This window comes from Acinetobacter sp. 24-47-64 (assembly GCF_057737055.1).
The window spans coordinates 2,667,450-2,692,693 of record NZ_CM173215.1; the positions used below are offsets into that span (position 1 = coordinate 2,667,450).

Annotated in this window: 37 protein-coding genes and 1 pseudogene; 6 read left to right on the forward strand and 32 right to left on the reverse strand. The window is 41.6% G+C overall.

The annotated features are described in order from the left end of the window. Positions 1 to 20: 20 nt before the first annotated feature. The 30 genes and pseudogenes from AC1M85_RS12665 to AC1M85_RS12810 form a co-directional block, all read right to left on the reverse strand. Positions 21 to 1,511, reverse strand: a complete 1,491-nt coding sequence (locus AC1M85_RS12665; protein ID WP_488213188.1) for a flavin-containing monooxygenase — start codon at positions 1,509 to 1,511, stop codon at positions 21 to 23. A gap of 188 nt (positions 1,512 to 1,699) precedes the next feature. Beyond that, a complete protein-coding gene (gene rplQ, locus AC1M85_RS12670; RefSeq protein WP_034587447.1) occupies positions 1,700 to 2,065 on the reverse strand; it encodes a 50S ribosomal protein L17 in 366 nt (121 codons plus the stop codon). Positions 2,066 to 2,083: 18 nt separating this feature from the next. Next, entirely contained in the window at positions 2,084 to 3,091 is a 1,008-nt protein-coding gene (locus tag AC1M85_RS12675) for a DNA-directed RNA polymerase subunit alpha (RefSeq protein ID WP_035265161.1), read from the reverse strand. 17 nt (positions 3,092 to 3,108) lie between these two features. Further along, positions 3,109 to 3,735, reverse strand: a complete 627-nt coding sequence (gene rpsD / locus AC1M85_RS12680; protein ID WP_035265160.1) for a 30S ribosomal protein S4 — start codon at positions 3,733 to 3,735, stop codon at positions 3,109 to 3,111. A 12-nt stretch (positions 3,736 to 3,747) separates the two neighbouring features. Next, positions 3,748 to 4,134 (reverse strand): 30S ribosomal protein S11, encoded by a 387-nt coding sequence (gene rpsK, locus AC1M85_RS12685; RefSeq protein ID WP_001040166.1) that lies wholly within the window; start codon positions 4,132 to 4,134, stop codon positions 3,748 to 3,750. Positions 4,135 to 4,153: 19 nt separating this feature from the next. Further along, positions 4,154 to 4,510 carry a 30S ribosomal protein S13 gene (rpsM, locus tag AC1M85_RS12690; protein ID WP_035265156.1) on the reverse strand — a complete coding sequence of 119 codons (357 nt, stop codon included), beginning with the start codon at positions 4,508 to 4,510 and terminating at the stop codon, positions 4,154 to 4,156. Positions 4,511 to 4,616: 106 nt separating this feature from the next. Then, complete coding sequence (gene rpmJ / locus AC1M85_RS12695) at positions 4,617 to 4,733, reverse strand: 50S ribosomal protein L36 (protein ID WP_000867907.1); 117 nt, start codon at positions 4,731 to 4,733, stop codon at positions 4,617 to 4,619. Between the two features lie 20 nt (positions 4,734 to 4,753). After that, positions 4,754 to 6,073, reverse strand: coding sequence for a preprotein translocase subunit SecY (gene secY / locus AC1M85_RS12700; RefSeq protein WP_171076742.1), 1,320 nt, complete (start codon positions 6,071 to 6,073; stop codon positions 4,754 to 4,756). 45 nt (positions 6,074 to 6,118) lie between these two features. Continuing rightward, positions 6,119 to 6,559, reverse strand: coding sequence for a 50S ribosomal protein L15 (gene rplO, locus AC1M85_RS12705; RefSeq protein WP_035265144.1), 441 nt, complete (start codon positions 6,557 to 6,559; stop codon positions 6,119 to 6,121). A gap of 3 nt (positions 6,560 to 6,562) precedes the next feature. After that, entirely contained in the window at positions 6,563 to 6,739 is a 177-nt protein-coding gene (rpmD, locus tag AC1M85_RS12710; protein ID WP_004786899.1) for a 50S ribosomal protein L30, read from the reverse strand. A gap of 6 nt (positions 6,740 to 6,745) precedes the next feature. Continuing rightward, entirely contained in the window at positions 6,746 to 7,243 is a 498-nt protein-coding gene (gene rpsE / locus AC1M85_RS12715; RefSeq protein WP_035265141.1) for a 30S ribosomal protein S5, read from the reverse strand. 2 nt (positions 7,244 to 7,245) lie between these two features. Beyond that, on the reverse strand, positions 7,246 to 7,596 hold the full coding sequence (rplR, locus tag AC1M85_RS12720) for a 50S ribosomal protein L18 (RefSeq protein ID WP_035265138.1): 351 nt from the start codon (positions 7,594 to 7,596) through the stop codon (positions 7,246 to 7,248). Positions 7,597 to 7,610: 14 nt separating this feature from the next. Continuing rightward, positions 7,611 to 8,144: a 50S ribosomal protein L6 gene (gene rplF / locus AC1M85_RS12725; protein WP_035265135.1), complete on the reverse strand. Its 534-nt coding sequence runs from the start codon at positions 8,142 to 8,144 to the stop codon at positions 7,611 to 7,613. A gap of 13 nt (positions 8,145 to 8,157) precedes the next feature. Further along, a complete protein-coding gene (gene rpsH / locus AC1M85_RS12730; RefSeq protein ID WP_035265132.1) occupies positions 8,158 to 8,553 on the reverse strand; it encodes a 30S ribosomal protein S8 in 396 nt (131 codons plus the stop codon). A gap of 12 nt (positions 8,554 to 8,565) precedes the next feature. Continuing rightward, a complete protein-coding gene (gene rpsN / locus AC1M85_RS12735) occupies positions 8,566 to 8,871 on the reverse strand; it encodes a 30S ribosomal protein S14 (protein WP_067731180.1) in 306 nt (101 codons plus the stop codon). Positions 8,872 to 8,880: 9 nt separating this feature from the next. After that, positions 8,881 to 9,417 carry a 50S ribosomal protein L5 gene (rplE, locus tag AC1M85_RS12740; RefSeq protein ID WP_004809796.1) on the reverse strand — a complete coding sequence of 179 codons (537 nt, stop codon included), beginning with the start codon at positions 9,415 to 9,417 and terminating at the stop codon, positions 8,881 to 8,883. Positions 9,418 to 9,433: 16 nt separating this feature from the next. Continuing rightward, entirely contained in the window at positions 9,434 to 9,751 is a 318-nt protein-coding gene (gene rplX / locus AC1M85_RS12745) for a 50S ribosomal protein L24 (RefSeq protein ID WP_035265122.1), read from the reverse strand. An 11-nt stretch (positions 9,752 to 9,762) separates the two neighbouring features. Further along, on the reverse strand, positions 9,763 to 10,131 hold the full coding sequence (rplN, locus tag AC1M85_RS12750) for a 50S ribosomal protein L14 (protein ID WP_035265119.1): 369 nt from the start codon (positions 10,129 to 10,131) through the stop codon (positions 9,763 to 9,765). Positions 10,132 to 10,222: 91 nt separating this feature from the next. Then, positions 10,223 to 10,480, reverse strand: a complete 258-nt coding sequence (gene rpsQ / locus AC1M85_RS12755; protein ID WP_004691314.1) for a 30S ribosomal protein S17 — start codon at positions 10,478 to 10,480, stop codon at positions 10,223 to 10,225. After that, positions 10,477 to 10,674, reverse strand: coding sequence for a 50S ribosomal protein L29 (rpmC, locus tag AC1M85_RS12760; RefSeq protein ID WP_035265113.1), 198 nt, complete (start codon positions 10,672 to 10,674; stop codon positions 10,477 to 10,479). Before rpmC ends, rpsQ begins: the two co-directional genes overlap by 4 nt. Further along, positions 10,674 to 11,087 carry a 50S ribosomal protein L16 gene (gene rplP / locus AC1M85_RS12765; RefSeq protein WP_035265110.1) on the reverse strand — a complete coding sequence of 138 codons (414 nt, stop codon included), beginning with the start codon at positions 11,085 to 11,087 and terminating at the stop codon, positions 10,674 to 10,676. The genes rpmC and rplP overlap by 1 nt, the downstream gene beginning before the upstream one ends. Continuing rightward, a pseudogene (gene rpsC / locus AC1M85_RS12770) lies at positions 11,027 to 11,843 on the reverse strand (30S ribosomal protein S3). The gene rplP and the pseudogene rpsC overlap by 61 nt, the downstream one beginning before the upstream one ends. A gap of 1 nt (position 11,844) precedes the next feature. Next, positions 11,845 to 12,174 (reverse strand): 50S ribosomal protein L22, encoded by a 330-nt coding sequence (gene rplV, locus AC1M85_RS12775; RefSeq protein ID WP_035265103.1) that lies wholly within the window; start codon positions 12,172 to 12,174, stop codon positions 11,845 to 11,847. Positions 12,175 to 12,185: 11 nt separating this feature from the next. Further along, the gene (rpsS, locus tag AC1M85_RS12780; RefSeq protein WP_004281508.1) at positions 12,186 to 12,461 is read right to left on the reverse strand and encodes a 30S ribosomal protein S19; all 276 of its coding nucleotides are present in this window, start codon (positions 12,459 to 12,461) and stop codon (positions 12,186 to 12,188) included. A 19-nt stretch (positions 12,462 to 12,480) separates the two neighbouring features. Then, entirely contained in the window at positions 12,481 to 13,305 is an 825-nt protein-coding gene (gene rplB, locus AC1M85_RS12785) for a 50S ribosomal protein L2 (RefSeq protein WP_035265099.1), read from the reverse strand. A gap of 11 nt (positions 13,306 to 13,316) precedes the next feature. After that, positions 13,317 to 13,637, reverse strand: a complete 321-nt coding sequence (rplW, locus tag AC1M85_RS12790) for a 50S ribosomal protein L23 (protein WP_035265097.1) — start codon at positions 13,635 to 13,637, stop codon at positions 13,317 to 13,319. Continuing rightward, positions 13,634 to 14,236 (reverse strand): 50S ribosomal protein L4, encoded by a 603-nt coding sequence (gene rplD / locus AC1M85_RS12795; RefSeq protein ID WP_035265093.1) that lies wholly within the window; start codon positions 14,234 to 14,236, stop codon positions 13,634 to 13,636. Before rplD ends, rplW begins: the two co-directional genes overlap by 4 nt. 11 nt (positions 14,237 to 14,247) lie before the next feature. Further along, the gene (gene rplC, locus AC1M85_RS12800; protein WP_035265091.1) at positions 14,248 to 14,886 is read right to left on the reverse strand and encodes a 50S ribosomal protein L3; all 639 of its coding nucleotides are present in this window, start codon (positions 14,884 to 14,886) and stop codon (positions 14,248 to 14,250) included. 59 nt (positions 14,887 to 14,945) lie between these two features. Beyond that, on the reverse strand, positions 14,946 to 15,257 hold the full coding sequence (gene rpsJ, locus AC1M85_RS12805) for a 30S ribosomal protein S10 (RefSeq protein WP_004725677.1): 312 nt from the start codon (positions 15,255 to 15,257) through the stop codon (positions 14,946 to 14,948). Between the two features lie 235 nt (positions 15,258 to 15,492). Beyond that, positions 15,493 to 16,251, reverse strand: coding sequence for a type 1 glutamine amidotransferase (locus AC1M85_RS12810; RefSeq protein WP_488213189.1), 759 nt, complete (start codon positions 16,249 to 16,251; stop codon positions 15,493 to 15,495). A 152-nt stretch (positions 16,252 to 16,403) separates the two neighbouring features. Here AC1M85_RS12810 and AC1M85_RS12815 point away from each other — a divergent pair, with 152 nt between their 5' ends. The 6 genes from AC1M85_RS12815 to AC1M85_RS12840 all read left to right on the forward strand — a co-directional run bounded on the left by AC1M85_RS12815 (position 16,404) and on the right by AC1M85_RS12840 (position 22,685). After that, positions 16,404 to 17,606 (forward strand): PLP-dependent transferase, encoded by a 1,203-nt coding sequence (locus tag AC1M85_RS12815; RefSeq protein ID WP_488213190.1) that lies wholly within the window; start codon positions 16,404 to 16,406, stop codon positions 17,604 to 17,606. Between the two features lie 12 nt (positions 17,607 to 17,618). Then, on the forward strand, positions 17,619 to 19,202 hold the full coding sequence (locus AC1M85_RS12820) for a helicase HerA-like domain-containing protein (RefSeq protein ID WP_488213191.1): 1,584 nt from the start codon (positions 17,619 to 17,621) through the stop codon (positions 19,200 to 19,202). Between the two features lie 149 nt (positions 19,203 to 19,351). After that, positions 19,352 to 20,113: a globin domain-containing protein gene (locus tag AC1M85_RS12825; protein WP_488213192.1), complete on the forward strand. Its 762-nt coding sequence runs from the start codon at positions 19,352 to 19,354 to the stop codon at positions 20,111 to 20,113. Positions 20,114 to 20,219: 106 nt separating this feature from the next. Further along, on the forward strand, positions 20,220 to 20,666 hold the full coding sequence (locus AC1M85_RS12830; RefSeq protein ID WP_488213193.1) for an RrF2 family transcriptional regulator: 447 nt from the start codon (positions 20,220 to 20,222) through the stop codon (positions 20,664 to 20,666). Positions 20,667 to 20,752: 86 nt separating this feature from the next. Continuing rightward, positions 20,753 to 21,607: a ribosome biogenesis GTP-binding protein YihA/YsxC gene (yihA, locus tag AC1M85_RS12835; RefSeq protein ID WP_488213194.1), complete on the forward strand. Its 855-nt coding sequence runs from the start codon at positions 20,753 to 20,755 to the stop codon at positions 21,605 to 21,607. Positions 21,608 to 21,740: 133 nt separating this feature from the next. Then, a complete protein-coding gene (locus tag AC1M85_RS12840; RefSeq protein WP_035265065.1) occupies positions 21,741 to 22,685 on the forward strand; it encodes a metal-dependent hydrolase in 945 nt (314 codons plus the stop codon). 56 nt (positions 22,686 to 22,741) lie between these two features. Here the strand turns inward: AC1M85_RS12840 and AC1M85_RS12845 are convergent, their stop codons facing one another. Both AC1M85_RS12845 and AC1M85_RS12850 read right to left on the reverse strand, forming a co-directional pair. Continuing rightward, positions 22,742 to 23,995, reverse strand: a complete 1,254-nt coding sequence (locus tag AC1M85_RS12845; protein ID WP_488213195.1) for a dicarboxylate/amino acid:cation symporter — start codon at positions 23,993 to 23,995, stop codon at positions 22,742 to 22,744. A 168-nt stretch (positions 23,996 to 24,163) separates the two neighbouring features. After that, positions 24,164 to 25,036 (reverse strand): acyl-CoA thioesterase, encoded by an 873-nt coding sequence (locus AC1M85_RS12850; RefSeq protein ID WP_035265059.1) that lies wholly within the window; start codon positions 25,034 to 25,036, stop codon positions 24,164 to 24,166. Positions 25,037 to 25,244: the final 208 nt, after the last annotated feature.

Here is a 25,244-nt window from a genome sequence, read left to right on the forward strand (position 1 = left end):
TTTATTTTAATAGCTATTCATTAAGACACTAATTTAGGCTTTTTTACAGACTGTGCCGGAGCCTTCGCAAATTTTAAAATACCATCATTAAAAGTCGCATTTTTGAGATCTTTACGATCAGCTAAATAATTATGCGTTGCCATCCAAGGTGCCTTAGTACCTTGTTTTGGAAGTTGATCAGCCGCACGCGCAATATAACCTGATGACATTTCACCCATAACTGTTTCATCGAGCATTGCAGAATGGTCAGTTGGTGCGACAACTTCATCATAACCGTTCTGATCCATATATTTGAATAAACGGCAAATATAATCAGCAACGACATCTACTTTTAAGGTCCATGACGCGTTCACATAACCAATAACCATCGCCATATTTGGTACATCACTTACCATCACACCATTATAAAGCATATGTTCGCTAGTCTTGATCGGCTGACCATCAACCGTCGCTTTGATACCGCCCATAATTTGAATTTCTAGACCAGTCGCAGAAACAATGATATCTGCATCTAAGTGTTTACCAGATTTCAATTGAATACCATTTTCAGTGAAGGATTCAATATGATCTGTTTCAACACTTGCTTTACCACTACGTAAAATTTTGAATAAATCACCGTCTGGCACTACACATAAACGTTGATCCCAAGGATTGTAACTTGGGGTAAAGTGTTTCATATCCACTTTACCTTTCAACTGCATTTCAATAGATTTAAGAAGTAACTTGCGAACCAGTTGAGGTTGTTTTTTTGACAAAGCAAAAATTGCACGTTGCATTCCGATATTACGAGCACGCGTGAACTTATATGCCATGTCCTCTGTCATAAATTTACGTGTTTTGTCATAAACAAAATCAATCGAAGGAATTGAAGCAATATAAGTTGGTGAACGTTGTAACATTGTTACATGCCCAGCCCCACCTTTTGCCATTGCTGGTACTAAAGTGATTGCAGTTGCTCCACTACCAATGATAACTACTTTCTTGCCGGTATAATCTAAATTTTCAGGCCAAAATTGTGGATGAATCAATTGACCTTTAAATTTATCTTGATTTGGAAAATCAGGTTGGAAACCTTGGTCATAGTTATAATAACCTGTGCAGCCTAAGACGAAATTAGCTTGCCAAGTTTGTTTCTTTTGATTTTGATCTTCGATTTCTACAATCCATTTTTTTATTGAAGTATCGTAATTCGCAGAAAGTACACGATGCTCAAAATGAATTTTTTCTTTAATATTGTACTCACTAACAACTTCTCCCAAGTAACCTTTAATCGAAGCGCCATCTGCAAGCACATTCGCTTTACGCCATGGCTTAAAATTGTAGCCAAAAGTAGACATATCTGAGTCGGAGCGAATACCTGGGTATTTAAACAAATCCCACGTTCCACCGAAACTTTTACGACGTTCGAGTATTTCAAATTTACGGTTCGGATTATTTTTAATTAAATGTGCTGCAATTCCAATTCCAGAGATACCAGCACCAACAATAAGAATATCGACTTGCTTATCCATTTCTTTTATTAACCTTTTTATAAGAACATTTTTATTAAAACATATTTTTGACAATACACAATGTCAAGTTTGACTAAAAGTTGCAAAAAACATATCAATTCAGGTCAAGTAATGCCAATTGTTAGACAAAAAAAGGCCGGTTTATTCAACCGACCTTTTTTGAACAACTTGCGATGTTCTACACGAAATTATTTAACTTCGCGATCTACTAGCTCAACGTAAGCCATCGGTGCAGCATCACCTGCACGGAAGCCCGCTTTAAGAACACGTAGATAACCGCCGTTACGTTCTTTGTAACGAGGGCCAAGAACGGTAAATAATTTACCAACAGTTGCTGCTGAACGAGTACGAGCAAACGCTAAACGACGGTTTGCTACTGTATCGACTTTAGCTAAAGTGATTAAAGGCTCAGCTACACGACGTAACTCTTTTGCTTTAGGCACAGTTGTTTTGATCAACTCGTGTTCAAACAAAGAATTAGCCATGTTTTGGAACATCGCTTTACGATGACTGCTTGTACGGCCTAATTTCACACCACTATTACGATGACGCATGGTGATAGTCCTACTTAATTAACGACTACGATAGGCAAAACGATCGTCCATACGTAAACTAGCTGGTGGCCAGTTTTCTAAACGCATGCCGAGTTGTAAGCCTTTTGAAGCCAGAACATCTTTGATCTCAGTCAACGATTTTTTACCTAAGTTAGGAGTTTTTAACAACTCAACTTCAGTACGTTGAACAAGATCACCAATGTAGTAAATATTTTCTGCTTTCAAACAGTTAGCAGAACGAACAGTAAGCTCTAGATCATCTACTGGACGAAGCAAGATTGGGTCAACTTCTTCACGAGGTTCTTGAGCAACTGGAGCTTGATCTTTCTGAAGATCAACAAAGATTGCAATTTGTTGTTGCAAGATTGTTGCCGCTTTACGGATCGCTTCTTCAGGATCAACAGTCCCGTTTGTTTCAAGATCAATGACCAACTTGTCAAGGTCTGTACGTTGTTCTACACGAGCATTTTCAACTGTGTAAGAAACACGTTTAATCGGGCTATAAGACGCATCTAATTGTAAACGTCCCACTGGGCGAGTTTCACCTTCTGGGAAGCGAGAATCAGAAGTCTCATAACCACGACCTTGAACAACTTTCAAGCGCATTTTCAATGAGCCTGAAGCACTTAACGTGCCGATCAAATGTTCAGGGTTAACCACTTCGACATTGTGAGGTAAACGAAGATCAGCGGCAGTTACATCGCCAGGTCCTTGTTTCTCTAATGTCAAATATGCTTCATTTTGATCGAACAGCTTAATAGACAATCCTTTAAGGTTCAGCAAGAGCTCGACGATGTCCTGCTGCAAGCCTTCTAAAGTACTGTACTCGTGCTCGACGCCTTCAATCTCAACTTCAACCACAGCAGCGCCAGGTAAAGATGATAAAAGAATGCGACGTAAAGCATTACCTAGAGTATGACCAAAGCCACGCTCTAAAGGTTCTAGAATCACTTTTGCCGAGGTCCCGCTTGCCGCTTCGACCTTGATCGCTTGCGGAGTTAGAAACTCGTTTGCAGTACGCGTCATTATTGCTACCTCAAGGATTATTTAGAATACAATTCAACAATCAAGCTTTCGTTGATTTCAGCAGGTAAATCAGAACGATCAGGTGCAGATTTGAATGTACCTTCTAATTTAGAATGGTCAACTTCCATCCAAGAAGGAGTTCCACGTTGAGCAGCCAATTCAATTGCGTTTTTAATACGTAATTGTTGTTTAGCGCCTTCGTGTACTGCAATCACGTCACCAGCTTTAACTTGGATTGACGCGATGTTAACACGACGACCATTTAAAGTGATTGAACGGTGAGATACAAGCTGACGAGCTTCTGCACGTGTAGAACCAAAGCCCATACGATAAACAACGTTATCTAAACGGCTTTCAAGCAATTTCAACAAGTTTTCACCTGTTGCGCCTTTAACACGAGCAGCTTCTTTATAGTAGTTACTAAATTGACGTTCTAAAACACCGTACATACGACGTACTTTTTGTTTTTCACGTAATTGTAGTGAGTACTCTGATTGTTTACCACCACGAGCTCCACCATGTTGGCCAGGAGCTTTAGCATGTTTTTTTGTCTTAACATCAAACGGTTTAACGCCTGATTTAAGTTGCAGGTCTGTCCCTTCGCGGCGAGAGAGTTTGCATTTTGGACCAATATAACGAGCCATGAATGTTTCTCCTTACACGCGACGTTTTTTAGGTGGACGGCAACCGTTGTGAGGAATTGGAGTCACATCGGTAATGCTATTAATTTTATAACCCACTGCACCTAAAGCACGAACCGCAGATTCACGACCTGGACCAGGACCTTTAACAAGGACGTCCAAGTTTTTCAAACCGTAATCTAAAGCAGCTTTACCAGCAACTTCAGCAGCTACCTGAGCAGCAAACGGAGTTGATTTACGTGATCCACGGAAGCCTTGTCCACCTGAAGTGGCCCAAGCCAGTGCATTACCTTGACGATCGGTAATAGTCACAATGGTGTTATTAAAAGAAGCGTGAATGTGTGCAACACCTTCAGAGACGGTACGAGTGACCTTCTTGCGTGTGCGAGTATCTTTAGCCATCTTTTAGCTTCCAGAAATCTTATTTCTTAATAGGTTTGCGCGGACCTTTACGGGTACGTGCGTTAGTTTTGGTGCGTTGTCCGCGGACAGGCAAGCTGCGACGATGACGAAGACCGCGGTAGCAGCCTAAATCCATTAAACGTTTAATGTTCATGGAAATTTCGCGACGTAAGTCACCTTCGGTCGGAACCTTAGCAACTTCTGCACGAATCGCATCAAGCTGAGCGTCATCTAATTCACGGATCTTAGTAGTTGGTGCAATACCAGTTGCAGCTAAGATTTGCTTAGCAGTATGGCGACCAATACCAAAGATATACGTAAGAGAGATAACAGCATGCTTGTTATCCGGAATGTTTACACCGGCAATACGAGCCATTCACTTTCTCCAAAAAGGCAGTAGAGATAATCAACCGCCCCACAAAATCTTTGAGGGGCGGATAATAACCTAATTAGCCTACTGAAATCAACAGGTCTTGATCAGATTAACCTTGACGCTGCTTATGACGAGGTTCAGCGCTACAAATCACGCGGATTACCCCATTACGACGGATAACTTTACAGCTACCACAAATTTTCTTTACAGAAGCTTGAACTTTCATGATGAAACCTCTAAGTGCGCTTATCCCTTAGGATGAGCAGTCGTTTTACTCATTAGTGTTTGATTATCATATTGGCGCGATGTGAGATGTGCCTGTAGTTGAGCCATAAAGTCCATTACTACAACAACCACGATCAACAGTGATGTACCACCCAAATGGAATGGAATACCAAAAGAACTTTGAAGAACCATCGGCATTAAACATACAACCGTGATATAAATCGAGCCTATAAATGTTAAACGACTAAGAATATGATCTAAATAACGAGCAGTTTGCTCACCTGGGCGAATACCAGGCACATAAGCTCCACTACGCTTTAAGTTTTCAGAAACTTCTTTAGGACTAAACACTAGTGCCGTATAGAAATAACAGAAGAAAATAATAAGCGCACCGAATAGCACCAAATATAATGGTTGTCCAGGCGATAAAACTAATGCCAAATCTTGTAGTGTGCGCTTAACGATCCCTGCATTAGGATCAGAACTACCTAACCATTGACCTAAACTTGCAGGAAACAGCAATAACGAACTTGCGAAAATTGCTGGAATAACACCTGCCATGTTGATTTTTAATGGTAAGTGAGTCTGCTGTGCAGTAAATACTCGGCGACCTTGCTGCTTTTGAGCATAGTTAACAGGTATACGACGTTGTGCTTTTTCAATAAACACAATCGCAGCTAAAACAGCTAAAGACAATAAGCCAAATATAGCAATACCAATTAAGCTTGATTGACCATTTTCCACAAGGGTAAATGATTGCACAACCATACTTGGTAAACCAGCAACAATACCTGCAAAGATGATCATAGAGATCCCATTACCAACACCACGTTCGGTAATTTGCTCTCCCAACCACATTAAGAACATGGTACCTGCAACTAACGACGTTAACGCAGGGATATAGAATGCTAAACCTGAAGTAAAGGTAATCCCTTGACTAATCAGACCCGCACACATACCAATACCTTGTACAATTGCAAGGAATAATGTGCCGTAACGCGTATATTGGTTAATCTTACGCTTGCCCTGCTCGCCTTCTTTTTTCAATGCTTCCAGCGAAGGAACAACCGTTGACATTAACTGCACGATAATCGATGCAGAAATATACGGCATGATCCCCAACGCAAGAATGGACATTCGTTCCAATGCCCCGCCTGAGAACATATTAAACAAACCAAGGAAAGTACCCTGGTTTGCATTAAAGAAACGTTCTAAAGCGACATTATCAATACCTGGCAGCGGAATATGCGCTCCTAGTCGAAAGACCACCAAAGCACCAATTAAAAACATTAATCGGCGAATAATTTCACGATATTTCACGTGAAATGGTTGACCTTTCATCATGTGAACATGACCTGTAGAACTAGGAGACATAGACACTCGCGATTACTCCTCGACTTTACCGCCAGCAGCTTCAACAGCAGCTTTAGCGCCTTTAGTCAATGCAACACCTTGAACAGTGAATGCACGAGTGATTTCACCAGAAAGAACGATACGAGCACGAATCATATCTTTACGTACAACGTTCGCTGCTTTTAAAGTTTCAAGAGTAACGATATCGCCTTCAACTTTGTTAAGTTCAGACAAACGTACTTCAGCAGTTTTCAAAGCCAATTGGCTAGTGAAACCGAACTTAGGTAGACGACGATATAACGCAGTTTGACCACCCTCGAAACCTGGACGAGTACCACCGCTCTTACGTGAGTTTTGACCTTTGACACCACGGCCACCAGTCTTACCAACGCCAGAACCAATACCACGGCCTAAACGAAGGTTTTCACGCTTAGCACCTTCTGCAGGTGCAATTGTATTTAAACGCAGAGTCATGGCTTATTCCTCTACACTAACCATATAGTAAACTTGATTGATCATACCACGGTTAGAAGGAGTATCTTGAACTTCTACAGTGTGACCAATACGACGCAGACCTAAACCTTTAAGGCTAAGCTTGTGATTTTTCAAGCGATGCGATGCAGATTTAGTCTGGGTAACTTTAATCGTTTTCATGATTGATTACCCTTGAATTTGTGCTACTGAAAGACCACGTTTCGCAGCAACTTTCTCAGGAGAAGTCATATCACGCAGACCATTAAAAGTCGCGTTTACTACGTTCGCAGCGTTAGTAGAACCATAACATTTAGTTAATACGTTACGTACACCAACAGCTTCTAAAACAGCACGCATAGCGCCACCAGCAATTACACCAGTACCTTCAGAAGCAGGTTGCATGTAAACACGGCTAGCACCGTGACGAGCGTTGATAGGGTGCTGAACAGTACCATCAACAAGTTCAACAGTAATCATGTTGCGACGAGCAGCTTCAAGTGCTTTAGAAATAGCAGCTGGAACTTCACGAGCTTTACCACGACCAAAACCTACGCGACCATTACCATCACCCACAACAGTTAATGCTGTGAAAGAGAAGATACGACCACCCTTAACAACTTTGGCTACACGATCAACGGCAACCAGCTTTTCAACAAGACCTTCGTTTTGTTCAACTTTAGCCATGATTAGAACTCCAAGCCGTTTTCACGAGCAGCATCAGCCAAGGCTTTGATACGACCATGATATTTGAAACCAGAACGGTCAAATGCAACTTTAGTTACGCCAGCTGCTTTAGCACGTTCAGCGATTAAAGCACCAACTTTAGTAGCTGCTTCAACGTTACCTGTAGTACCACTACGTAACGTAGCATCTAAAGTAGAAGCTTGCGCTAATACTTTGCCACCATCTGCTGAGATTACTTGAGCATAGATGTGACGCGGAGTGCGGTTTACACACAAACGAGTCGCACCCAATGCACGGATGTGCAAGCGTGTGCTTTTCGCACGACGCAAACGGGTTTGTTTCTTTTCGTTCATAAGAACCTCGCGCCTTATTTCTTCTTAGCTTCTTTACGAAGTACAACTTCATCAGAATAACGAACACCTTTACCTTTATATGGCTCTGGCGGACGGTAACCACGGATATCTGCAGCAACTTGACCTAAAGCTGCTTTATCAGCAGATTTAAGCACGATTTCAGTAGCTGTAGGTGTTTCAGCAGTTACACCTTCAGGAAGGTTGTAATCGATCGGGTGAGAGAAACCTAGGTTAAGGTGAACTGTGTTCCCTTTAACCGCAGCTTTATAACCAACACCGATAAGTTGTAACTTACGTTCGAAACCTTCGCTAACACCTTTAACAAGGTTGTTAAGCACAGCGCGAGCAGTACCAGCTTGCATCCAAGCATCTTTAGATTCAGCTTTAGGAGCAACAGCTAGAATACCGTCTTCCTGTTTTAGCTCGACCAGCGCATGCAGGTTGAAAGACAAAGTACCTTTGCTGCCTTTCACTTCGACCTGCCGGCCGTTCTGAGTAACTGTTACACCGTTAGGTACAGTTACTGGGGCTTTAGCCACACGAGACATGAGGAATCACCTATTAAGAAACAAAAGCAATAACTTCACCACCGATACCTGCAGCACGTGCAGCGCGATCAGTCATGATGCCTTTGCTTGTAGAAACAATTGCAATACCTAAACCTTGCTTAACGCTTGGAAGGTTATCTTTACCGCGATATTGACGTAAACCTGGACGGCTAACGCGCTTCACAGTCTCAATAACTGGTTTGCCTTCGAAATATTTTAAAGTCAAAGTAAGTGTTGGTTTGCCTTCAGCATCTGCAACAGCTACATCAGCGATATAACCTTCTTGTTGAAGAACGTTAGCAATCGCAACTTTTAACTTTGAGTTTGGCATAGAAACAGTTTGTTTCTTCGCCATTTGTGCGTTACGAACACGTGTTAACATGTCGGCAACGGTATCTTGCATACTCATTTATAGTGCTCCTTACCAGCTTGCCTTAACAACGCCCGGTACATCACCTTGCATTACTGTGTCACGTAATTTGTTACGGCTTAAACCGAACTTACGGAAGTAACCATGAGGACGACCAGTTAAACCACAACGGTTACGAAGACGTACTGGAGATGCATTACGTGGTAATGCTTGTAACTTCATCATCGCTTCGAAACGCTCTTCGTCGCTTGCATTTACGTTTGCAATAACAGCTTTTAATTCAGCACGTTTTGCAGCGTATTTAGCAACAGTAGCTTCGCGTTTCAATTCGCGATTAATCATACCTTTCTTAGCCATATCGACCTCTTATTTGAACGGGAAGCCGAATGCACGCATAAGCGCACGGCCTTCGTCATCGGTGCGAGCAGTCGTAGTGATGGTAATATCCATACCACGAATACGGTCAATCTTATCAAAATCGATCTCAGGGAACATAATCTGTTCTTTAAGACCCATAGAGTAGTTACCACGACCGTCAAATGATTTCGCAGAGAAACCACGGAAGTCACGGATACGAGGGATCGCGATAGAGATCAAACGGTCTAAGAATTCGTACATGCGTTCGCCGCGTAAAGTAACTTTACAACCAATCGGCCAACCATCACGGATTTTGAAACCAGCGATAGATTTACGAGCTAACGTAAGAACTGGTTTTTGACCAGCGATAGCTTGCATATCAGAAAGAGCACCATCAAGGAGTTTTTTGTCAGCAGCAGCTGCACCAACACCCATATTGATCGTGATTTTAGTGATGCGAGGGATCTCCATCACATTCTTAACGCCCAATTGTTCTTGTAATTGAGCTTTAAGTTCGTCGTTGTAACGCGCTTTAAGTCTGGCCATTGCCTATTTCAACCTATTACTTCGCTACCGCCACTGATTCACCATTTGATTTGTAAACGCGAGTTTTCACGCCGTCAATCACTTGGTAACCAACACGGTCAGCCTTTTGGGTTGTAGCATTAAAAATTGCCACGTTAGAGATATGAAGCAAAGCTTCTTGTGTAACGATAGCGCCTTCAGCACCTGTTGCACGGTTAGGCTTTTGATGCTTCTTAACTAAGTTAAGACCTTCAACCTTAACTCGGTCATTAGAAACAGACAAAACAGTACCTTGTTTGCCTTTTTCTTTACCTGCGATCACGATTACTTGATCGCCTTTTTTAATCTTAGCCATGATTGCCTCTATTATAGAACTTCAGGAGCCAATGAAATGATTTTCATGAACTGTTCAGTACGAAGTTCACGAGTCACTGGTCCGAAAATACGAGTAGCAATCGGAGCTTTGTTGTTGTTCAAAATAACAGCAGCGTTATCATCGAAACGAATAACAGAACCATCTGGACGACGGATACCGAATTTTGTACGTACAACTACTGCATTCATTACGTCGCCTTTTTTAACACGGCCACGTGGAATTGCTTCTTTTACAGTAACTTTAATAATGTCGCCAACTGAAGCATAACGACGATGTGAACCACCAAGTACTTTAATACATTGTACGCGGCGAGCACCACTGTTGTCTGCTACGTCGAGCATAGTTTCGGTCTGAATCATTGCCCTACTCCAAAACCGAGCATCACCGGTCACAATTTCGAAAGGCTCAAAGAGTACTCGAAATTGACCGATGATGCAACAAGAACGTTATTTACTCAGCAGCTGCTTCAACAACTTCAACTAAAGTCCAAGACTTAGTTTTAGAAATTGGGCGGCTTTCTTTGATAGTTACAACATCGCCAGTTTTAGCAGTGTTGTTCTCATCATGAGCGTGTAATTTTGTTGAACGGCGGATTGATTTGCCATACAACGGGTGTTGAACGCGGCGTTCGATAAGAACAACGATAGACTTGTCCATCTTGTCGCTTACTACTTTGCCTGTTAACGTGCGAACTGTTTGCTCACTCATTGTGCGTTCCCCTGTTTTTCGGTAAGGAGGGTCTTGATGCGAGCAATAGTTTTACGAGTTAATTGCACTTCGTGCGATTTACCCAATTGACCAGTTGCTTTAGCCATGCGAAGACGGAATTGGTTCAACTGTTGCTCATCAAGCAAAGCTGTCAATTCTTCTACCGACTTTTCACGTAGATCTTTAGTTTTCATTACATTACCGTCCGAGTCACGATAGTGGTTTTAAACGGAAGTTTAGCAGCAGCAAGCGTAAATGCTTCACGCGCTAATTCCTCGTTCACACCTTCCATTTCGTACAGGATCTTACCTGGTTTGATTTCACAAACCCAATATTCCACAGAACCTTTACCTTTACCCATACGAACTTCTAATGGTTTTTCAGTAATTGGTTTGTCCGGGAATACACGGATAAAGATCTTACCACCACGTTTTACACGACGGCTGATTGTACGACGCGCTGCTTCAATTTGACGCGCAGTCATGCGACCACGTTCAACTGATTTAAGTGCGATAGTACCAAAAGATACTGTGCTACCGCGATGTGCTAGACCAGTGTTACGGCCTTTTTGCACTTTACGGAATTTAGTACGTTTAGGTTGCAACATGGATTATTCTCCTTTTTCAGCAGAACGATCATTGCGACGACCACGACGCTCTTGACCTTCACCACGACCGCGACCACGTTTAGCTGGACGTTCTTCAGCTGGAGCTGGGTTCATGACTTGTTTCATGCCGCCCAAGATCTCACCACGGAAGATCCAAACTTTAACGCCGATCGTACCGTAAGTAGTTTCTGCGCGAACCGCTGAATAGTCGATGTCAGCACGAAGAGTATGTAGAGGTACACGACCTTCACGATACCATTCAGTACGTGCAATCTCTGCACCGCCTAAACGACCAGAAACTTCAACTTTGATACCTTTCGCACCAGCACGCATAGTGTTTTGAACCGCACGCTTCATAGCACGACGGAACATTACACGTTTTTCTAATTGAGAAGCAATTGCTTCACCAACTAGACGAGCGTCTAAATCTGGACGATCAATTTCGTTGATGCTTACTTGCGCTGGAACACCCATAATATTGGTAAGTTCGCGCTGTAATTTTTCAATGTCTTCGCCTTTTTTACCGATCACGATACCAGGACGAGCAGTGCTAATTGTTACTTTAGCAGCGCCTGTTGGACGTTCGATAAGAATATTGCTCACCATCGCATTCTTAAGTTTTTTGTTTAAAAACTCACGAACTTGAAGATCTTTAAGCAAGTATTCAGCGTATTGTTTCGGATTCGCATACCAGTTAGCGTTATGACGTTTCACAACACCTAGGCGGATACCGATTGGATGAACCTTCTGACCCATATCAAACCCCTACCTTAACGGTGATGTGACAAGTACGCTTAGTAATACGATCTGCACGGCCTTTAGCACGTGGCAAAATACGTTTAAGGCTCATGCCTTCATCAACGTAGATCGTAGAAACTTTAAGATCGTCTACATCTAAACTGTTATTATGTTCAGCGTTTGCAATCGCAGATTCCAACGCTTTCTTAACTAAAACTGCAGCTTTTTTGTTGCTGAAGTTTAGGATGTTAAGAGCGTGCGCAACAGATTTGCCGCGAATCAAGTCTGCAACCAAACGAGCTTTTTGTGCCGAGATAGCGGCACCGCGTAATTTAGCAGTTACTTCCATCATAGCACCTATTAACGTTTAGATTTCTTGTCAACACCGTGACCACGGTAAGTACGAGTCGGTGCAAATTCACCAAGCTTGTGACCAACCATATGTTCAGATACGATTACCGGAACATGGTTACGACCATTGTGTACAGAAATTGTTAAACCAACAAAATCCGGGAGGATCATCGAACGACGCGACCAAGTTTTGATCGGCTTACGGTTATTAGCCGCGATAGCCGCTTCAACCTTAGCGAACAAGTGCGCATCGACGAATGGGCCTTTTTTCAGAGAACGAGGCATTGTCAGATTCCTTTACTTGTTACTTAACGCGACGGTCGCGAATGATCATCTTAGTCGTACGCTTATTGGTACGTGTCTTGTACCCTTTAGCTTTTTGACCCCATGGGCTTACAGGTTGAATACCTTTGTTACGCCCTTCACCACCACCATGTGGGTGATCTACCGGGTTCATCGCCATACCACGAACGGTAGGACGAACACCACGCCAGCGTGAAGCACCAGCTTTACCTAGTGAACGTAAGTTGCTTTCTTGGTTAGAAACTTCACCAAGAACTGCGCGACATTCAACGTGTACTTTACGCATTTCGCCAGAACGTAGACGAATAATTGCGTAAGAACCGTCACGACCCAATAACTGAGCAGAAGCACCAGCAGAACGCACTAATTGAGCGCCTTTACCGATTTTAAGCTCGATATTGTGAAGAGTAGAACCGATAGGCATGTTACGAAGTGGTAAGCAGTTACCTGGACGAATTGGAGCATCGTTACCAGATTGAACTTTATCACCAGCACGTAGACCTTTAGGCGCAATGATATAACGACGCTCACCATCAGCATACAAAACTAATGCAATGTGTGCAGTACGGTTAGGATCGTATTCGATACGCTCTACAGTCGCAGGAATGCCATCTTTGTTACGTTTAAAGTCAACAATACGGTAATGTTGCTTGTGACCACCACCAACGTGACGTGTAGTAATGTGACCGTTGTTATTACGACCACCAGTACGTTTTTTAGCTTCTACCAACGGAGCATAAGGCGCACCTTTGTGAAGATGGTCGTGAACGACTTTCTCTACAAAGCGACGTCCTGGAGACGTTGGCTTACATTTTTGAATAGGCATAATTCTCGTCCTTATTCCGCTGTGCTTTCAGCGGTATCGCCCAAGTCAGCCATTTCTACATCTTGGCCAGCTTTCAGGGTGACGTATGCTTTTTTAACATCAGAACGACGTCCGATAGTTTTACCAAAGCGTTTAGTCTTACCTTTAGTGATAGTCGTGTTAACTTTAACAACTTCTACACCAAATAATTGTTCAACTGCTTTTTTGATTTCAAGTTTGTTTGCATCGATAGCAACTTTAAACACTTGAACACCAGCAGTTTCACCTAAAACTTGTGCTTTTTCTGAGAATACAGGTCCTTTTAGGACTTGATAGATACGTTCGTTGTTCATCCGAGTTCTACCTCAATTTTCTTAGCAGCAGCTACAGACATAACAACTTTATCGAACGCGATCAAGCTAACAGGATCGATAGCAGCAGCATCAACCACATCAACGTGTGGAAGGTTACGAGCAGCTAGATACAAGTTCTCATCAACAGCATCAGTAACGATCAATGCACGAGTAGCATTCAAGTCGTTAAGTTTTGCAAGCAATTCTTTAGTTTTTGGAGCAGCTACAGCAAACTCTTCAACTAAAACTAAGCGATCTTGACGAACAAGTTCAGCTAGGATGCATTGCATAGCACCGCGATACATTTTACGGTTTACTTTTTGAGACCAGTCTTGTGGACGAGCAGCAAAAGTTTTACCACCGCCAACCCAGATTGGACTACGAATAGAACCAGCACGAGCGCGACCAGTACCTTTTTGACGGAATGGTTTTTTACCACCGCCAGAAACGTCTGCACGTGATTTCTGAGCTTTTGAACCTTGACGACCACCAGCTAAATAAGCTGTAACAACTTGGTGTACAAGAGCTTCATTGAATTCACGACCGAACGCAACTTCTGATAATTCAACAGCAGAGCCGGAAACAGTATTTAAATTCACGTTATTTCCCCTCAAGCCTTGATAGTAGGACGAACAGTTACGTCACCACCGGTAGCACCAGGAACCGCGCCTTTAACTACAAGAACTGAACGCTCTGTATCGATAGCAACGATTTCAAGACCCTGTGTAGTTACGCGTTCAGCACCTAAATGGCCAGCCATTTTTTTGCCTTTGAATACGCGACCAGGAGTCTGGTTTTGACCTGTAGAACCTAGAACACGGTGAGAAACAGAGTTACCGTGAGTAGCGTCTTGAGTACGGAAGTTCCAACGCTTAACACCACCTTGGAAACCTTTACCTTTAGACTGACCAGTTACGTCAACGATTTGACCCACTGTGAACAAATCTACACCGATAGTTCCGCCAACTTCACGACCTTCAAGATCAGCTTCTGTAACACGGAACTCTTGAACTAAACGACCAGCAGCAACACCCGCTTTAGCGAAGTGACCTTTCTGGGCATTAGTAACGCGAGATTCGCGACGTTCACCAGTAGTGATTTGAATCGCTTGATAACCATCAGTTTCAAGCGTTTTGATTTGAGTGATGCGGTTAGGATCAACCTCAATCACTGTAACAGGTACAGAAACACCAGCATCTGTAAAGATACGTGTCATACCGCACTTGCGACCGACTAAACCAATAGCCATGTGCATAAACCTCTAAAAAAGCGGCTTAATTAACTTAGAGTGTTAATTAACCGAAAGCCTTAACCCAATGCGATCTGAACGTCTACACCAGCTGCAAGATCTAATTTCATCAATGCATCTACAGTTTTGTCTGTAGGTTGAACGATGTCGATCAAACGCTTGTAAGTGCGGATTTCATACTGATCACGCGCGTCTTTGTTAACGTGCGGTGAAGTTAGAACGTTAAAACGCTCGATGCGAGTTGGCATCGGGATTGGACCACAAACTTGTGCGCCAGTACGTTTTGCTGTTTCTACGATCTCTTGAGAAGATTGATCAATTAAACGGTGATCAAAAGACTTCAAACGGATACGGATTCTCTGGTTAGACATACCAGTAAACTCCAAGCCAAATATATAAAGAATCACCCATGACGCATCTCCCCCTGTCCGAAAACAAGGCAAGTGTCAGAGGCAGTGAAAATCACTAAGGTCGTGATCGATGCCACGACTGTAACGATCTAAACAACAATCAACGTTGTTTAGCCCTTAATATCAAAGGGTCGCCCATTATAACGATTGTTTAACTGTTAAGCAAACCTATTTATCATTTTTTCTCAATTTATGGTTAAGCGTTGGCGGCTTTCTTTTGTACACCCTGCCCGAACCCCAATACATAATTAATTGCATCGATCAGCAATTCATTCCCTTTTTGAAACCTCGTTTTTTTTGTTTGTTTTAAGGTATCTAATGATTGTACATAAGTGCCAGAAAATACCTTCTCATGCTCTTCATTCTCAATATACATTTGTAAAACTTTCGGCGTTATTTCTGGATGAAACTGAAAACCCAGCACATTCTTTCCAATTTGGTACATTTGGTTTGCACACACATTATTTTCAGCCAGTCTGACGCCTCCTTTAGGAATCTCAAAAGTCTCACTGTGCCATTGCATTATTTCCAATTCTTTAGGTATTTCAAAGCAATCTGATAAACCATGTTGAGTTCTGAAGACTTTAGTCCAACCTAACTCTTGTTGTTCATTTAAACGTACACTTGCTCCCAAAGCATTGGCTATAAGCTGACCTCCGAGACACAAACCAATTGCAGGCTTGCCTAGTGATAAATATCGACGGATCCATCTTTTTTCTATTTTTAGCCATGGATAATTTGCCTCATCATTTACACTCATTGCTCCACCCATGATGATTAGTAAATCAATATCTTCAATTGCTGGTAACGCCTCGATTTCTAATGCCATCTCAACAGGTAATGCAAAAAACTCCGTAGCACTAATTTGTGCTCCAATTGATTTTAAATATTCATAACAACTTCCGAACCCTTCACCAGCAATATGCTGAAAGTAATGCACTTTTAATGGCTTCATTTTCCAACCCGAACTTTTCTTATATTGCACTAGCAGTTGCAAAAATGAAGCCAACCTATAGGTTGTTAAATAATTTTAAACAAAGCACAGCTATGCAGTTTTTTAGTAGTATGTTTTGTTAGTTATAAAATGACGATTTATACAGGTAAATTGTGAAAATAAATACGCAAACTCAACTCATACATAGCCCTAGAAAAGCACCTCAACTTTTAAATAGTATTCAACCTCCTATTTATCGTGCATCAACGATCATTTTTGAAAATACCGATGCTCTTTTCAATCGCCATTGGACCGATGCTTATGACTATAGTTACGGAACGCATGGCACCCCCACGACGTTTACGCTAGGCGACAATATTGCACAATTAGAAGGCGGAAAATACTGCCTCCTTGCACCAAGCGGACTCTCTGCAATCAACTTGGTGAATTCTTGTTTTTTAGCACATGGTGATGAAGTTTGGGTCGCTGACAATATTTACGGTCCAAATATGGAGCATTTGCGAAACCTAGAATCACGTTATGGTATTGCCGTTAAGGTCTATAACCCAATTGATGTTGAGAGCTTTAAACCCAGTGATAAAGCTAAGTTAATTTGGTTAGAAGCTGCAGGATCTGTAACACTCGAATTTCCAGATTTAACGAATCTGGTCAAAAAAGCTCAAATGCATAAGATCCTTACCGCACTTGATAATACTTGGGGAGCGGGTCTAGCTTTTAATGCTTTTGATTTTGGTACAGAACACTTAGCAGTCGATATCACCGTCCATGCACTCACCAAATATCCAAGCGGTGGTGGTGACATTCTCATGGGGAGTGTCGTAACAAAAAACAAGGATTTATACCACAAGCTATTTCGCATGCATGCAATTCAAGGGATTTCTATATCAGGCGATGACACCGCACAGATTCAGCGCAGCCTATCTTCAATGGAACTCCGTTATACGCACCAATCTAAATCAGCGCTAACTTTATTAAGCTGGCTTCTACAGCAAAATGAGTTTGCACAAGTATTGCACCCTGCCAATCCAAAATCTGCAGGTCATACTTTTTGGAAAGAAGTTTGCCTATCAGAATTGAGCGCAGGTTTGATCAGTGTAATTTTTGATAAAAAATATAATCTTCAAGATATACGCAATTTTTGTGATGCGCTTAACCTGTTTAAATTAGGTTTTAGCTGGGGTGGCCCAGTGAGTTTAGTAATGCTCTATCAAATTGATCAAATGCGTGAGCTTGCACATACACATTTACAAGAAGGAATATTGGTTCGTTTTTGTATAGGACTGGAACATCCTCACGATTTGATAGAAGATATTCAACAAGCACTCAAAATAATGCAACAACAAAAGATCGAATAAAAAGGAATAATTATGGGCACACCAATTGTCATCGCAAAAAAAACCTCAGATACATCCCAAGAGATTGTTTTACATTCGCAACTGGCAAACCGACATGGCTTGATTGCCGGCGCAACAGGAACAGGAAAAACAGTCACTTTAAAGGTCTTGGCAGAGAGCTTTTCTCGTATTGGTGTGCCGGTATTTTTAGCCGATGCAAAAGGTGATGTCTCTAGCCTTGCCAAAGCAGGTGAAAATAATTCAAAATTTGATGAACGCATCAAGAGCCTCAATATTGAATCAATCCCATTTAGCGCATCACCTGTGGTTTTTTGGGATTTATTTGGCGAACAAGGTCATCCGATTCGGACTACAGTATCAGAAATTGGTCCATTGCTTTTAGCCCGAATGCTGAATTTGAATGACACCCAAGAAGGTGTGCTTTCTGCGATTTTCCGCATCGCGGATGATCAAGGTTTATTACTGATCGACTTTAAAGACCTCAAGGCGATGATCACTTATGTGACTGAGCATGCAGCTGACTTTAAAGCAGAATACGGCAATCTTTCTCCTGCTAGCTTGGGTGCAATCCAACGTAATTTGCTAGTACTAGCCGATCAAGGCGGTGATCAATTTTTTGGTGAGCCTGCATTAGACCTCATGGATTTTATCCAAACCGATACACAAGGACACGGCAATATTAATTTGCTCGCTGCCGACAAATTAATGAACACACCAAAGCTTTATGCGACTTTCTTACTGTGGATGCTTTCCGAACTGTTTGAACAATTACCTGAAGTCGGTGATATGGATAAACCGAAATTGGTATTTTTCTTCGATGAAGCTCATTTACTGTTTGACAATGCCAGCCCTGCTTTGCAAGAAAAGATCGAACAAGTGGTACGCTTAATCCGCTCTAAGGGAGTAGGTATTTATTTTGTCACCCAAAATCCGCTCGATTTACCTGAAAGTGTTTTAGGACAACTGGGCAACCGTGTTCAACATGCACTTCGTGCCTTCACACCAAAAGATCAAAAAGCAGTAAAAACTGCAGCTGATACTTTTAGACCCAATCCTGCATTCAAAGTACAGGACGCCATTACGGAGTTGGCAGTTGGTGAAGCGCTAATTAGCTGTCTAGATGAGAAAGGCACGCCACAAATGGTTGAACGCGGCTGGGTCATGCCCCCATATTCATCTTTTACACCTATCACGCTTGAAGAGCGTAAGACGCTCATGACAAACAGTGTGGTTGCAGGTGTTTATGAGCAAGTACTTGATCGAGAAAGTGCTTTTGAAATGCTGCAAAACAAAGTAGTTCAGCGTCAACAACAATCCGAACAAGAAGCATTAGCAAAACAACAAGCTAAGGAACAAGAGGCCTACGCAAAGCAAATTGCTAAAGAGCAAGAAGCTTTCGCAAAACAGCAAGTCAAAGAACAAGAACGCCTTGCCCGTGAACAACAAAAAGAAGCAGAACGTGCAGCCAAACAACGTGAAAAACTCACCCAAGATATTGTCGGTACGTTTGCTAAAAGCGCTGCACGAAGCCTCGGCGGAAGCACTGGGCAAAAAATCGTCCGCGGTCTACTGGGCTCATTATTTGGAAAAAAATAGCCCTCCCTTTACTCATCATTTTTAACTTCATTATGGGATATTTCAATATCCCATAATTATTTTAAGGTTTTCTATGCAAGTCATATTGCAGCTCGACCCTAAAAGATGTATTTTAAATATATCTTTTAATAAAACTAAAGTTGAAGCTCATGACGCCACAACATATTGAACTTGTAAAAGCGACTGTTCCCGTCCTGCGTGAGAATGGTGTTGCCCTTACAACCTATTTCTATAATCGCATGCTGAACAACAACCCCGAGTTAAAAAATACATTTAACATGGATCATCAAAGTACTGGTCGTCAGCCACGTGCTTTAGCTGCTGCTGTTTTGGCATATGCTGAAAATATTGAAAATCCTACAGTTTTGGCAAAAGCGATTGAGCGAATTACCACTAAACACGTAAGTTTAGACATTCAAGCGGATCAATACTCGATTGTGGGTGAAAACCTTCTGCATTCAATCAGCGAAGTATTAGATGTGCCAATGGACTCTGATCTGATTGCTGCTTGGAAAGCCGCGTATATGCAATTGGCAGACATTTTAATTAGTGTCGAAAAATCAAAATATGAAGCTTTGACTGCACAAAATGGCGGTTGGGCTGGCTGGCGTGAATTTAAAATTACAGCGATTGAAGCTGAAGCTAACACCAAAACCTTCAGTTTAGCTGCCAAAGACGGTCATACCATTGCGATGGCTGAAGCAGGTGAATATATTTCGGTGCGAGTCCAGGTACCGGGGCAAGAGATGCGCCAACCACAACAATTTAGCTTTGATGCTGCTCAAGCTGACCAGTATCAAATCACAGTAAAAGCGGTAGATGAAGCAACTGAATATTCTGTGGCAAATATCTTATTAAACCACTATCAAGTAGGTGATGTGGTTGAGGTATCTGCACCACTAAAAAATTAATTCATCTAAATTTTTAACCGAAATAAGATTTTAAGAGATCATTGAAAGCTCCGTTCACGGGGCTTTCAATGTTAAGATGGAAATAAGCTATCTTTTATGATGATCTATGCAACTGAATAAATTTACCGACTATGCGCTGCGTATATTGATGTATGTCGCACAACCTCGCGACTTGCCTTATACCATTGCAGAACTGGCAAACCAATTGCAGGTCTCAGAAAACCATGCCATGAAAATCGTTCACTTTATGGCAAAACAAAATTGGCTAATGACCAGTCGAGGCAAAGGTGGCGGTATACGTCTAGCCCCTCAAACTCTGAATATCTCATTAGGGACTTTAGTGAGAACACTTCAAGGCGATCAGCAAATTGTAGAGTGTCATAACCCGCCATGCGTATTAAGAAATGACTGTGGTTTGAAAGGCATTTTAGATCATGCAGTCCAACAGTTTTATCAGCATTTAGATCAATTTAAACTGAAGGATGTTATACCCACCTCAGGTATAAAATTCAATTCAGATTCACCCATTCCTTTCATTCAAGTTACACCATAGATTGACTCAATTCGATTGAGTATTCGCTTGCATGCGCGACTTCCTTTATAATAGCTGATTGTAAATTGAGTTATTGAAGTTGAGCTATGCATCACAGCAGAGGAAAGTCGAAAAACAGTAAGGCGTCAAATGCCCCAAAGCAAAAGATCAGCTATGAGAAAAAAGCCGATCCAGCGATTACTGAATATTCGGTTCAAGCGCTCAACTGGTTGCGCAAAGCCGAATTCTTAATGAGTGCACCAAAACTGAATTTATGTGTAGAAGATACAGGTTATGAGATTGCTTTTGCAGGTCGTTCGAATGCTGGTAAATCGAGTGCGATTAATGCATTAACCAATCAAAAACAACTTGCACGTGCGTCTAAAAAACCTGGTCGCACACAAATGATTAACTTTTTTAGTATGGGCAATGCTGAACAAAGATTAGTTGACCTTCCTGGATATGGCTATGCTGCTGTACCTGAAAGCATGAAAATCGTTTGGCAAAAAGAGCTTGAAAACTACCTCATTCATCGTGAAAGTTTACAAGGGCTTGTACTGTTGATGGACATACGACACCCTTTACAACATTTCGATGTCATGATGTTAGAATGGGCTTACTCACGTAAATTATTTGTCCATGTTTTATTAACAAAATCAGATAAGTTAAATCGTGGTCCAGCTTCCAAAGCATTGCAAGAAGTCAAAGCTCAATTAAAGAAAATGAAGCTTAACTTCTCTATCCAATTGTTCTCATCCCTCAATAAGCAAGGTCTTGAAGAACTCGCAAGCGTTATTGCTGGTCGTTTAAATTTTACGCTTGAGCAGCCTAACGGATTTGATCTAAGTGCAATTCCTGAAGTAAGTGAATCAGACATCGATGAAGATTTTGATCATGATATTCAAGAAGATGATGAATCACCAAGCGAAACAACCGAACTAGAATCTAACAAAGCCGAATAGTTTCTAACCTATCGAATGGTTAAATCATTACATTCACTAATTGATACATCAATGTCCCCAAATGCTAAGGTTATTTGAGGGCATTTTTTTATACTGAAAAATGATAATCACAACAAAAATTCAGGAAAGTGTGATGAAATTATTGTCTCGATTAAGAAATAGTAAGATTGGATCTTCTATTGAGTATCACATCAAACCTCGTAAAGTTAAATTTGAGTGGGCGGATACACCAGTAGATTGGGTTCCAAATCAGCCTTTCGTTAGTTATTTTATCAATGAAATCAATAACATCTTACCAGCAGGCGAGTTCTGGTTTTGTCGTCTGTACAACAAAGTTTTGCCGAAAATTACTGATGAAAAACTTGCAGAAGATGTGAAAGCTTTTATTCGCCAAGAAGCGATGCACGCTCAAGCACATAATTCAGCAAATAAAGAATATCTCAGCGCACGTCATATCGATATTCAACGTAACCTCGATATCATGGACTTTCTTTTTGGAAAACTTTTAGCGGATAAACCTTTAGGTCTAAACGTCCCAAAAGCCTTAGATCATCAGTGGGATTTATTTAGATTAGGTATTATTGCTACTGTTGAACATATGACTTGTGTCCTCGGCAAATATGCCTTGTACAACAAAAAATGGGGAGAATTGGGTGCTGATGCCAATATGCTTGATCTCGTAAAATGGCATGGTGCTGAGGAAATTGAACACCGTACCGTTGCATTTGACTTATATCGTCATCTTGGCGGTGGTTATATTTCTCGCTATTATCAAAGTGTAGTTGTGATTGCTGCTGTATTAGGTTTATGGGTTGATGGTGCTGCTCATATTATGGGTCAAGACCCTCGCTTTAAATCAATTAAACCAGCTGTTTACAAACCTTGGATTTGGCGTGAATGGGCACGAATTGCCCAAAAAGACAATGGTTTACTTCCTCACCCATTCTGGCTTGTTTCTCAACAACTCGGCTATTTAATGCCTTGGTATGACCCTGTTCATGAAGCAAAAACTGAAGATGCGATCAACTATCTAAATCAGTCACCAGCAGCGGAACGTGCAGCACTGAAAGTTGCATAATGTATTCAATAAAAAAGCAGGGTGGTCCCTGCTTTTTTTATATCTGATCTAATCTTTTAAGCTGTATTTTTTTCAATAGGTTCATGATCAGGATTCGTGTAACGATCTACAACAACACTAATCATCATATCCCCCTGCACATTCACCACTGTTCTAACGGTATCTAACAAACGGTCAATCGGCAATAATATCGCGATTGCTTCTGCCGGGAGTCCAACTGATTGTAAAACCATAATCATGGTAACCATACCTGCGCTAGGTATACCTGGTGCCCCTAAAGATGCAATCATTGCTGTCGCACACACAATCAATTGTTGTCCTAACGTTAAGTCAAGCCCCATTAAATTCGCAATAAACAGCGCCGCCGCAGCCTCATACAATGCCGTCCCATCCATATTCAACTGTGTCCCGAGAGGGATCACAAATCCTGCAGTCTGGGGTCTTACTCCTAAATTTTCCTGAGCACACTTCATTGATAGCGGCATGGTTGCGGAACTTGAGCTGGTAGCAAACGCCGTAATCAAGGCTGCTCGTGTTCCCTTAAAAAATGTAATTGGATTCATTCTCCCGAAAATCCAGAGCAACAAAGGCAAAACAACAAGGCCATGAAAGATGGTTGTTCCCGTGACTACTGCTGCGAATTCTGCTAATCGACTCAGAACGGATAGGTCCTCCGTCGCGATTAACTTTGCCAGTAACGCAAAAATCCCTATTGGTGCGAGCTTCATCACCCAACCAATCATCAACATCATGATTTCAAAAAATTGCTGACTCAACGCTTTCACTGTTTTAAATTTTTCACCACCTTTAACGAGAGCCACCCCAATTAAAAGTGCAAAAACGACAACGGCTAACACATTACCTTCAGCAAATGCTTTAAACGGGTTTATTAGTGTATTATGGATAAAGTTGGTAAAAAAACTCGAGGGCGTCAAAGTATCAGGCGTCTGATGCTGATTCATGGTCTCTTGAAAAATGGTGATGTCTACACCCTTCCCGACCTCGAAAAGATGCGCACACGCAAGCCCCAAAATCAGTGCCAAAGTTGTGGTTGTGACACAACAAGCGAGGGTAATTTTCCAAGTTCTACCAAGTTGGCCACCAGTCTGTAGATTGGAAACTCCGACAACAATAGAACTAAAAATGAGAGGAATCAGTAATAGTTTCAGTAGGCCGATAAAGATACTACTGGCAATCCCTAAGCCATATAAACTTCCGTTAAAAAATGCTGTATCAGGGAATACATTTAACAAGAAGCCAAAAGCCACACCTAAAATTGCAGCAATTAAAATTTGCGTATTTAGACTCATGTCATGTGCTTTTCATTTTGATTTATTAGTCGCACTATGCCATGAGCACCCTCAAGAATCGATCATTTTTTCTTGTTAGCTTTGCAACCGAAACGAATAATTTATAAATACAAATATGAAGTAAAAAGCCAAATCTGAAGATTTGGCTTGAAGCATGGATCAATTATCTTATTGCGTTTCGATTTCACGAATTCGAATTAGACCTTCTTGCACTGTACTACAGACCAATTGTCCATTTTGCCACATTCGTCCAAAGTTCAATCCTCTAGAACTTGCACTAATCGTTGCTTCCATGTCATAGAGCATCCAATCATCTACACGAAATGGTTTATGAAAGTACATGGTATGGTCAATGCTGGCACATTGTAAACTCGGTGAAATATAACTGAGTCCGTGTGGTCGTAGTGCAGTTGTCATCAAAGTAAAGTCTGAATAAAAAGCAGCGATCGCCTGATGTAATGCATTTTCATCTACATCATCAGCCAAACGATCGTGTGTACGAATATAGTGCGCGTAAGACGGCGCTTCAGGTTGTGGTTGGAATGGATTGACTGGCATTACAGGCTTAATTTCAACATGACGATCACGCATAAAGCTGGCACGCACATTCTCTGGTACGAAATCGACAATCATTTTCTTGAGTTCAGCTTCAGATTTTAGCCCATCTACTGGCGGGTATTCTGGTTCAGCAACTTGATAATTGAGACCCTCTTCTTGGTCTGCAAAAGATACCATACACATGAATATCGTTTTGCCATGTTGAATCGCACGAACTTGGCGACTCACGAAACTACGTCCATCACGGATTCGATCTACTTCATAAATAATGGGTGCATTAACATCCCCACCAAATAAGAAATATGCATGCAATGAGTGTGCAGGGCGATCAGTTGTATATGAAGCAGCACGTAACGCTTGACCTAGAACTTGCCCACCAAAGACACGTTTGCCAACCAAATTTTGGCTTTTGCCTCTAAAAATGTTTTCTTCAAGTCTTTCTAGCGTGAGTAAATCTACGAGTTCTTGCGTGAGCTGATTCATATCGGACCTATATATTTCATTGCTACGACATTAAATTGGGCCTGTTGAATTTAAACAGATTTTCCAATTTAATGACTCAATCTTTATATTGCCATAATTTCCGAGTAAACAACTAAACTTTGCTTGACTATATTGTCATAAAACAAATTTGATATTTTGGCTAAAAATACGATTATTAACGAAAATTCATCCAAATTCTGTGCATTTT

What these genes read in the sequence shown, in the direction of transcription:
- AC1M85_RS12665 (WP_488213188.1), bottom strand. Translation starts at nt 1,511, where the DNA reads ATGGATAAGCAAGTCGATATTCTTATTGTTGGTGCTGGTATCTCTGGA.
- rplQ (WP_034587447.1), bottom strand. Translation starts at nt 2,065, where the DNA reads ATGCGTCATCGTAATAGTGGTGTGAAATTAGGCCGTACAAGCAGTCAT.
- AC1M85_RS12675 (WP_035265161.1), bottom strand. Translation starts at nt 3,091, where the DNA reads ATGACGCGTACTGCAAACGAGTTTCTAACTCCGCAAGCGATCAAGGTC.
- rpsD (WP_035265160.1), bottom strand. Translation starts at nt 3,735, where the DNA reads ATGGCTCGTTATATTGGTCCAAAATGCAAACTCTCTCGCCGCGAAGGG.
- rpsK (WP_001040166.1), bottom strand. Translation starts at nt 4,134, where the DNA reads ATGGCTAAAGATACTCGCACACGCAAGAAGGTCACTCGTACCGTCTCT.
- rpsM (WP_035265156.1), bottom strand. Translation starts at nt 4,510, where the DNA reads ATGGCTCGTATTGCCGGTGTAAACATTCCGGATAACAAGCATGCTGTT.
- rpmJ (WP_000867907.1), bottom strand. Translation starts at nt 4,733, where the DNA reads ATGAAAGTTCAAGCTTCTGTAAAGAAAATTTGTGGTAGCTGTAAAGTT.
- secY (WP_171076742.1), bottom strand. Translation starts at nt 6,073, where the DNA reads ATGAAAGGTCAACCATTTCACGTGAAATATCGTGAAATTATTCGCCGA.
- rplO (WP_035265144.1), bottom strand. Translation starts at nt 6,559, where the DNA reads ATGACTCTGCGTTTAAATACAATTGCACCTGCAGAAGGTGCTAAGCGT.
- rpmD (WP_004786899.1), bottom strand. Translation starts at nt 6,739, where the DNA reads ATGAAAACGATTAAAGTTACCCAGACTAAATCTGCATCGCATCGCTTG.
- rpsE (WP_035265141.1), bottom strand. Translation starts at nt 7,243, where the DNA reads ATGGCTAAAGTTGAACAAAACGAAGGTCTTGTTGAAAAGCTGGTTGCC.
- rplR (WP_035265138.1), bottom strand. Translation starts at nt 7,596, where the DNA reads ATGAACGAAAAGAAACAAACCCGTTTGCGTCGTGCGAAAAGCACACGC.
- rplF (WP_035265135.1), bottom strand. Translation starts at nt 8,144, where the DNA reads ATGTCTCGTGTGGCTAAAGCCCCAGTAACTGTACCTAACGGTGTAACA.
- rpsH (WP_035265132.1), bottom strand. Translation starts at nt 8,553, where the DNA reads ATGAGTATGCAAGATACCGTTGCCGACATGTTAACACGTGTTCGTAAC.
- rpsN (WP_067731180.1), bottom strand. Translation starts at nt 8,871, where the DNA reads ATGGCTAAGAAAGGTATGATTAATCGCGAATTGAAACGCGAAGCTACT.
- rplE (WP_004809796.1), bottom strand. Translation starts at nt 9,417, where the DNA reads ATGGCCAGACTTAAAGCGCGTTACAACGACGAACTTAAAGCTCAATTA.
- rplX (WP_035265122.1), bottom strand. Translation starts at nt 9,751, where the DNA reads ATGGCTAAGATTAAAAAAGGCGATCAAGTAATCGTGATCGCAGGTAAA.
- rplN (WP_035265119.1), bottom strand. Translation starts at nt 10,131, where the DNA reads ATGATTCAGACCGAAACTATGCTCGACGTAGCAGACAACAGTGGTGCT.
- rpsQ (WP_004691314.1), bottom strand. Translation starts at nt 10,480, where the DNA reads ATGAGTGAGCAAACAGTTCGCACGTTAACAGGCAAAGTAGTAAGCGAC.
- rpmC (WP_035265113.1), bottom strand. Translation starts at nt 10,674, where the DNA reads ATGAAAACTAAAGATCTACGTGAAAAGTCGGTAGAAGAATTGACAGCT.
- rplP (WP_035265110.1), bottom strand. Translation starts at nt 11,087, where the DNA reads ATGTTGCAACCTAAACGTACTAAATTCCGTAAAGTGCAAAAAGGCCGT.
- rplV (WP_035265103.1), bottom strand. Translation starts at nt 12,174, where the DNA reads ATGGAAGTAACTGCTAAATTACGCGGTGCCGCTATCTCGGCACAAAAA.
- rpsS (WP_004281508.1), bottom strand. Translation starts at nt 12,461, where the DNA reads ATGCCTCGTTCTCTGAAAAAAGGCCCATTCGTCGATGCGCACTTGTTC.
- rplB (WP_035265099.1), bottom strand. Translation starts at nt 13,305, where the DNA reads ATGCCTATTCAAAAATGTAAGCCAACGTCTCCAGGACGTCGCTTTGTA.
- rplW (WP_035265097.1), bottom strand. Translation starts at nt 13,637, where the DNA reads ATGAACAACGAACGTATCTATCAAGTCCTAAAAGGACCTGTATTCTCA.
- rplC (WP_035265091.1), bottom strand. Translation starts at nt 14,886, where the DNA reads ATGGCTATTGGTTTAGTCGGTCGCAAGTGCGGTATGACACGTATCTTT.
- rpsJ (WP_004725677.1), bottom strand. Translation starts at nt 15,257, where the DNA reads ATGTCTAACCAGAGAATCCGTATCCGTTTGAAGTCTTTTGATCACCGT.
- AC1M85_RS12810 (WP_488213189.1), bottom strand. Translation starts at nt 16,251, where the DNA reads ATGAAGCCATTAAAAGTGCATTACTTTCAGCATATTGCTGGTGAAGGG.
- AC1M85_RS12820 (WP_488213191.1), top strand. Translation starts at nt 17,619, where the DNA reads ATGGGCACACCAATTGTCATCGCAAAAAAAACCTCAGATACATCCCAA.
- AC1M85_RS12825 (WP_488213192.1), top strand. Translation starts at nt 19,352, where the DNA reads ATGACGCCACAACATATTGAACTTGTAAAAGCGACTGTTCCCGTCCTG.
- AC1M85_RS12830 (WP_488213193.1), top strand. Translation starts at nt 20,220, where the DNA reads ATGCAACTGAATAAATTTACCGACTATGCGCTGCGTATATTGATGTAT.
- yihA (WP_488213194.1), top strand. Translation starts at nt 20,753, where the DNA reads ATGCATCACAGCAGAGGAAAGTCGAAAAACAGTAAGGCGTCAAATGCC.
- AC1M85_RS12840 (WP_035265065.1), top strand. Translation starts at nt 21,741, where the DNA reads ATGAAATTATTGTCTCGATTAAGAAATAGTAAGATTGGATCTTCTATT.
- AC1M85_RS12845 (WP_488213195.1), bottom strand. Translation starts at nt 23,995, where the DNA reads ATGAGTCTAAATACGCAAATTTTAATTGCTGCAATTTTAGGTGTGGCT.
- AC1M85_RS12850 (WP_035265059.1), bottom strand. Translation starts at nt 25,036, where the DNA reads ATGAATCAGCTCACGCAAGAACTCGTAGATTTACTCACGCTAGAAAGA.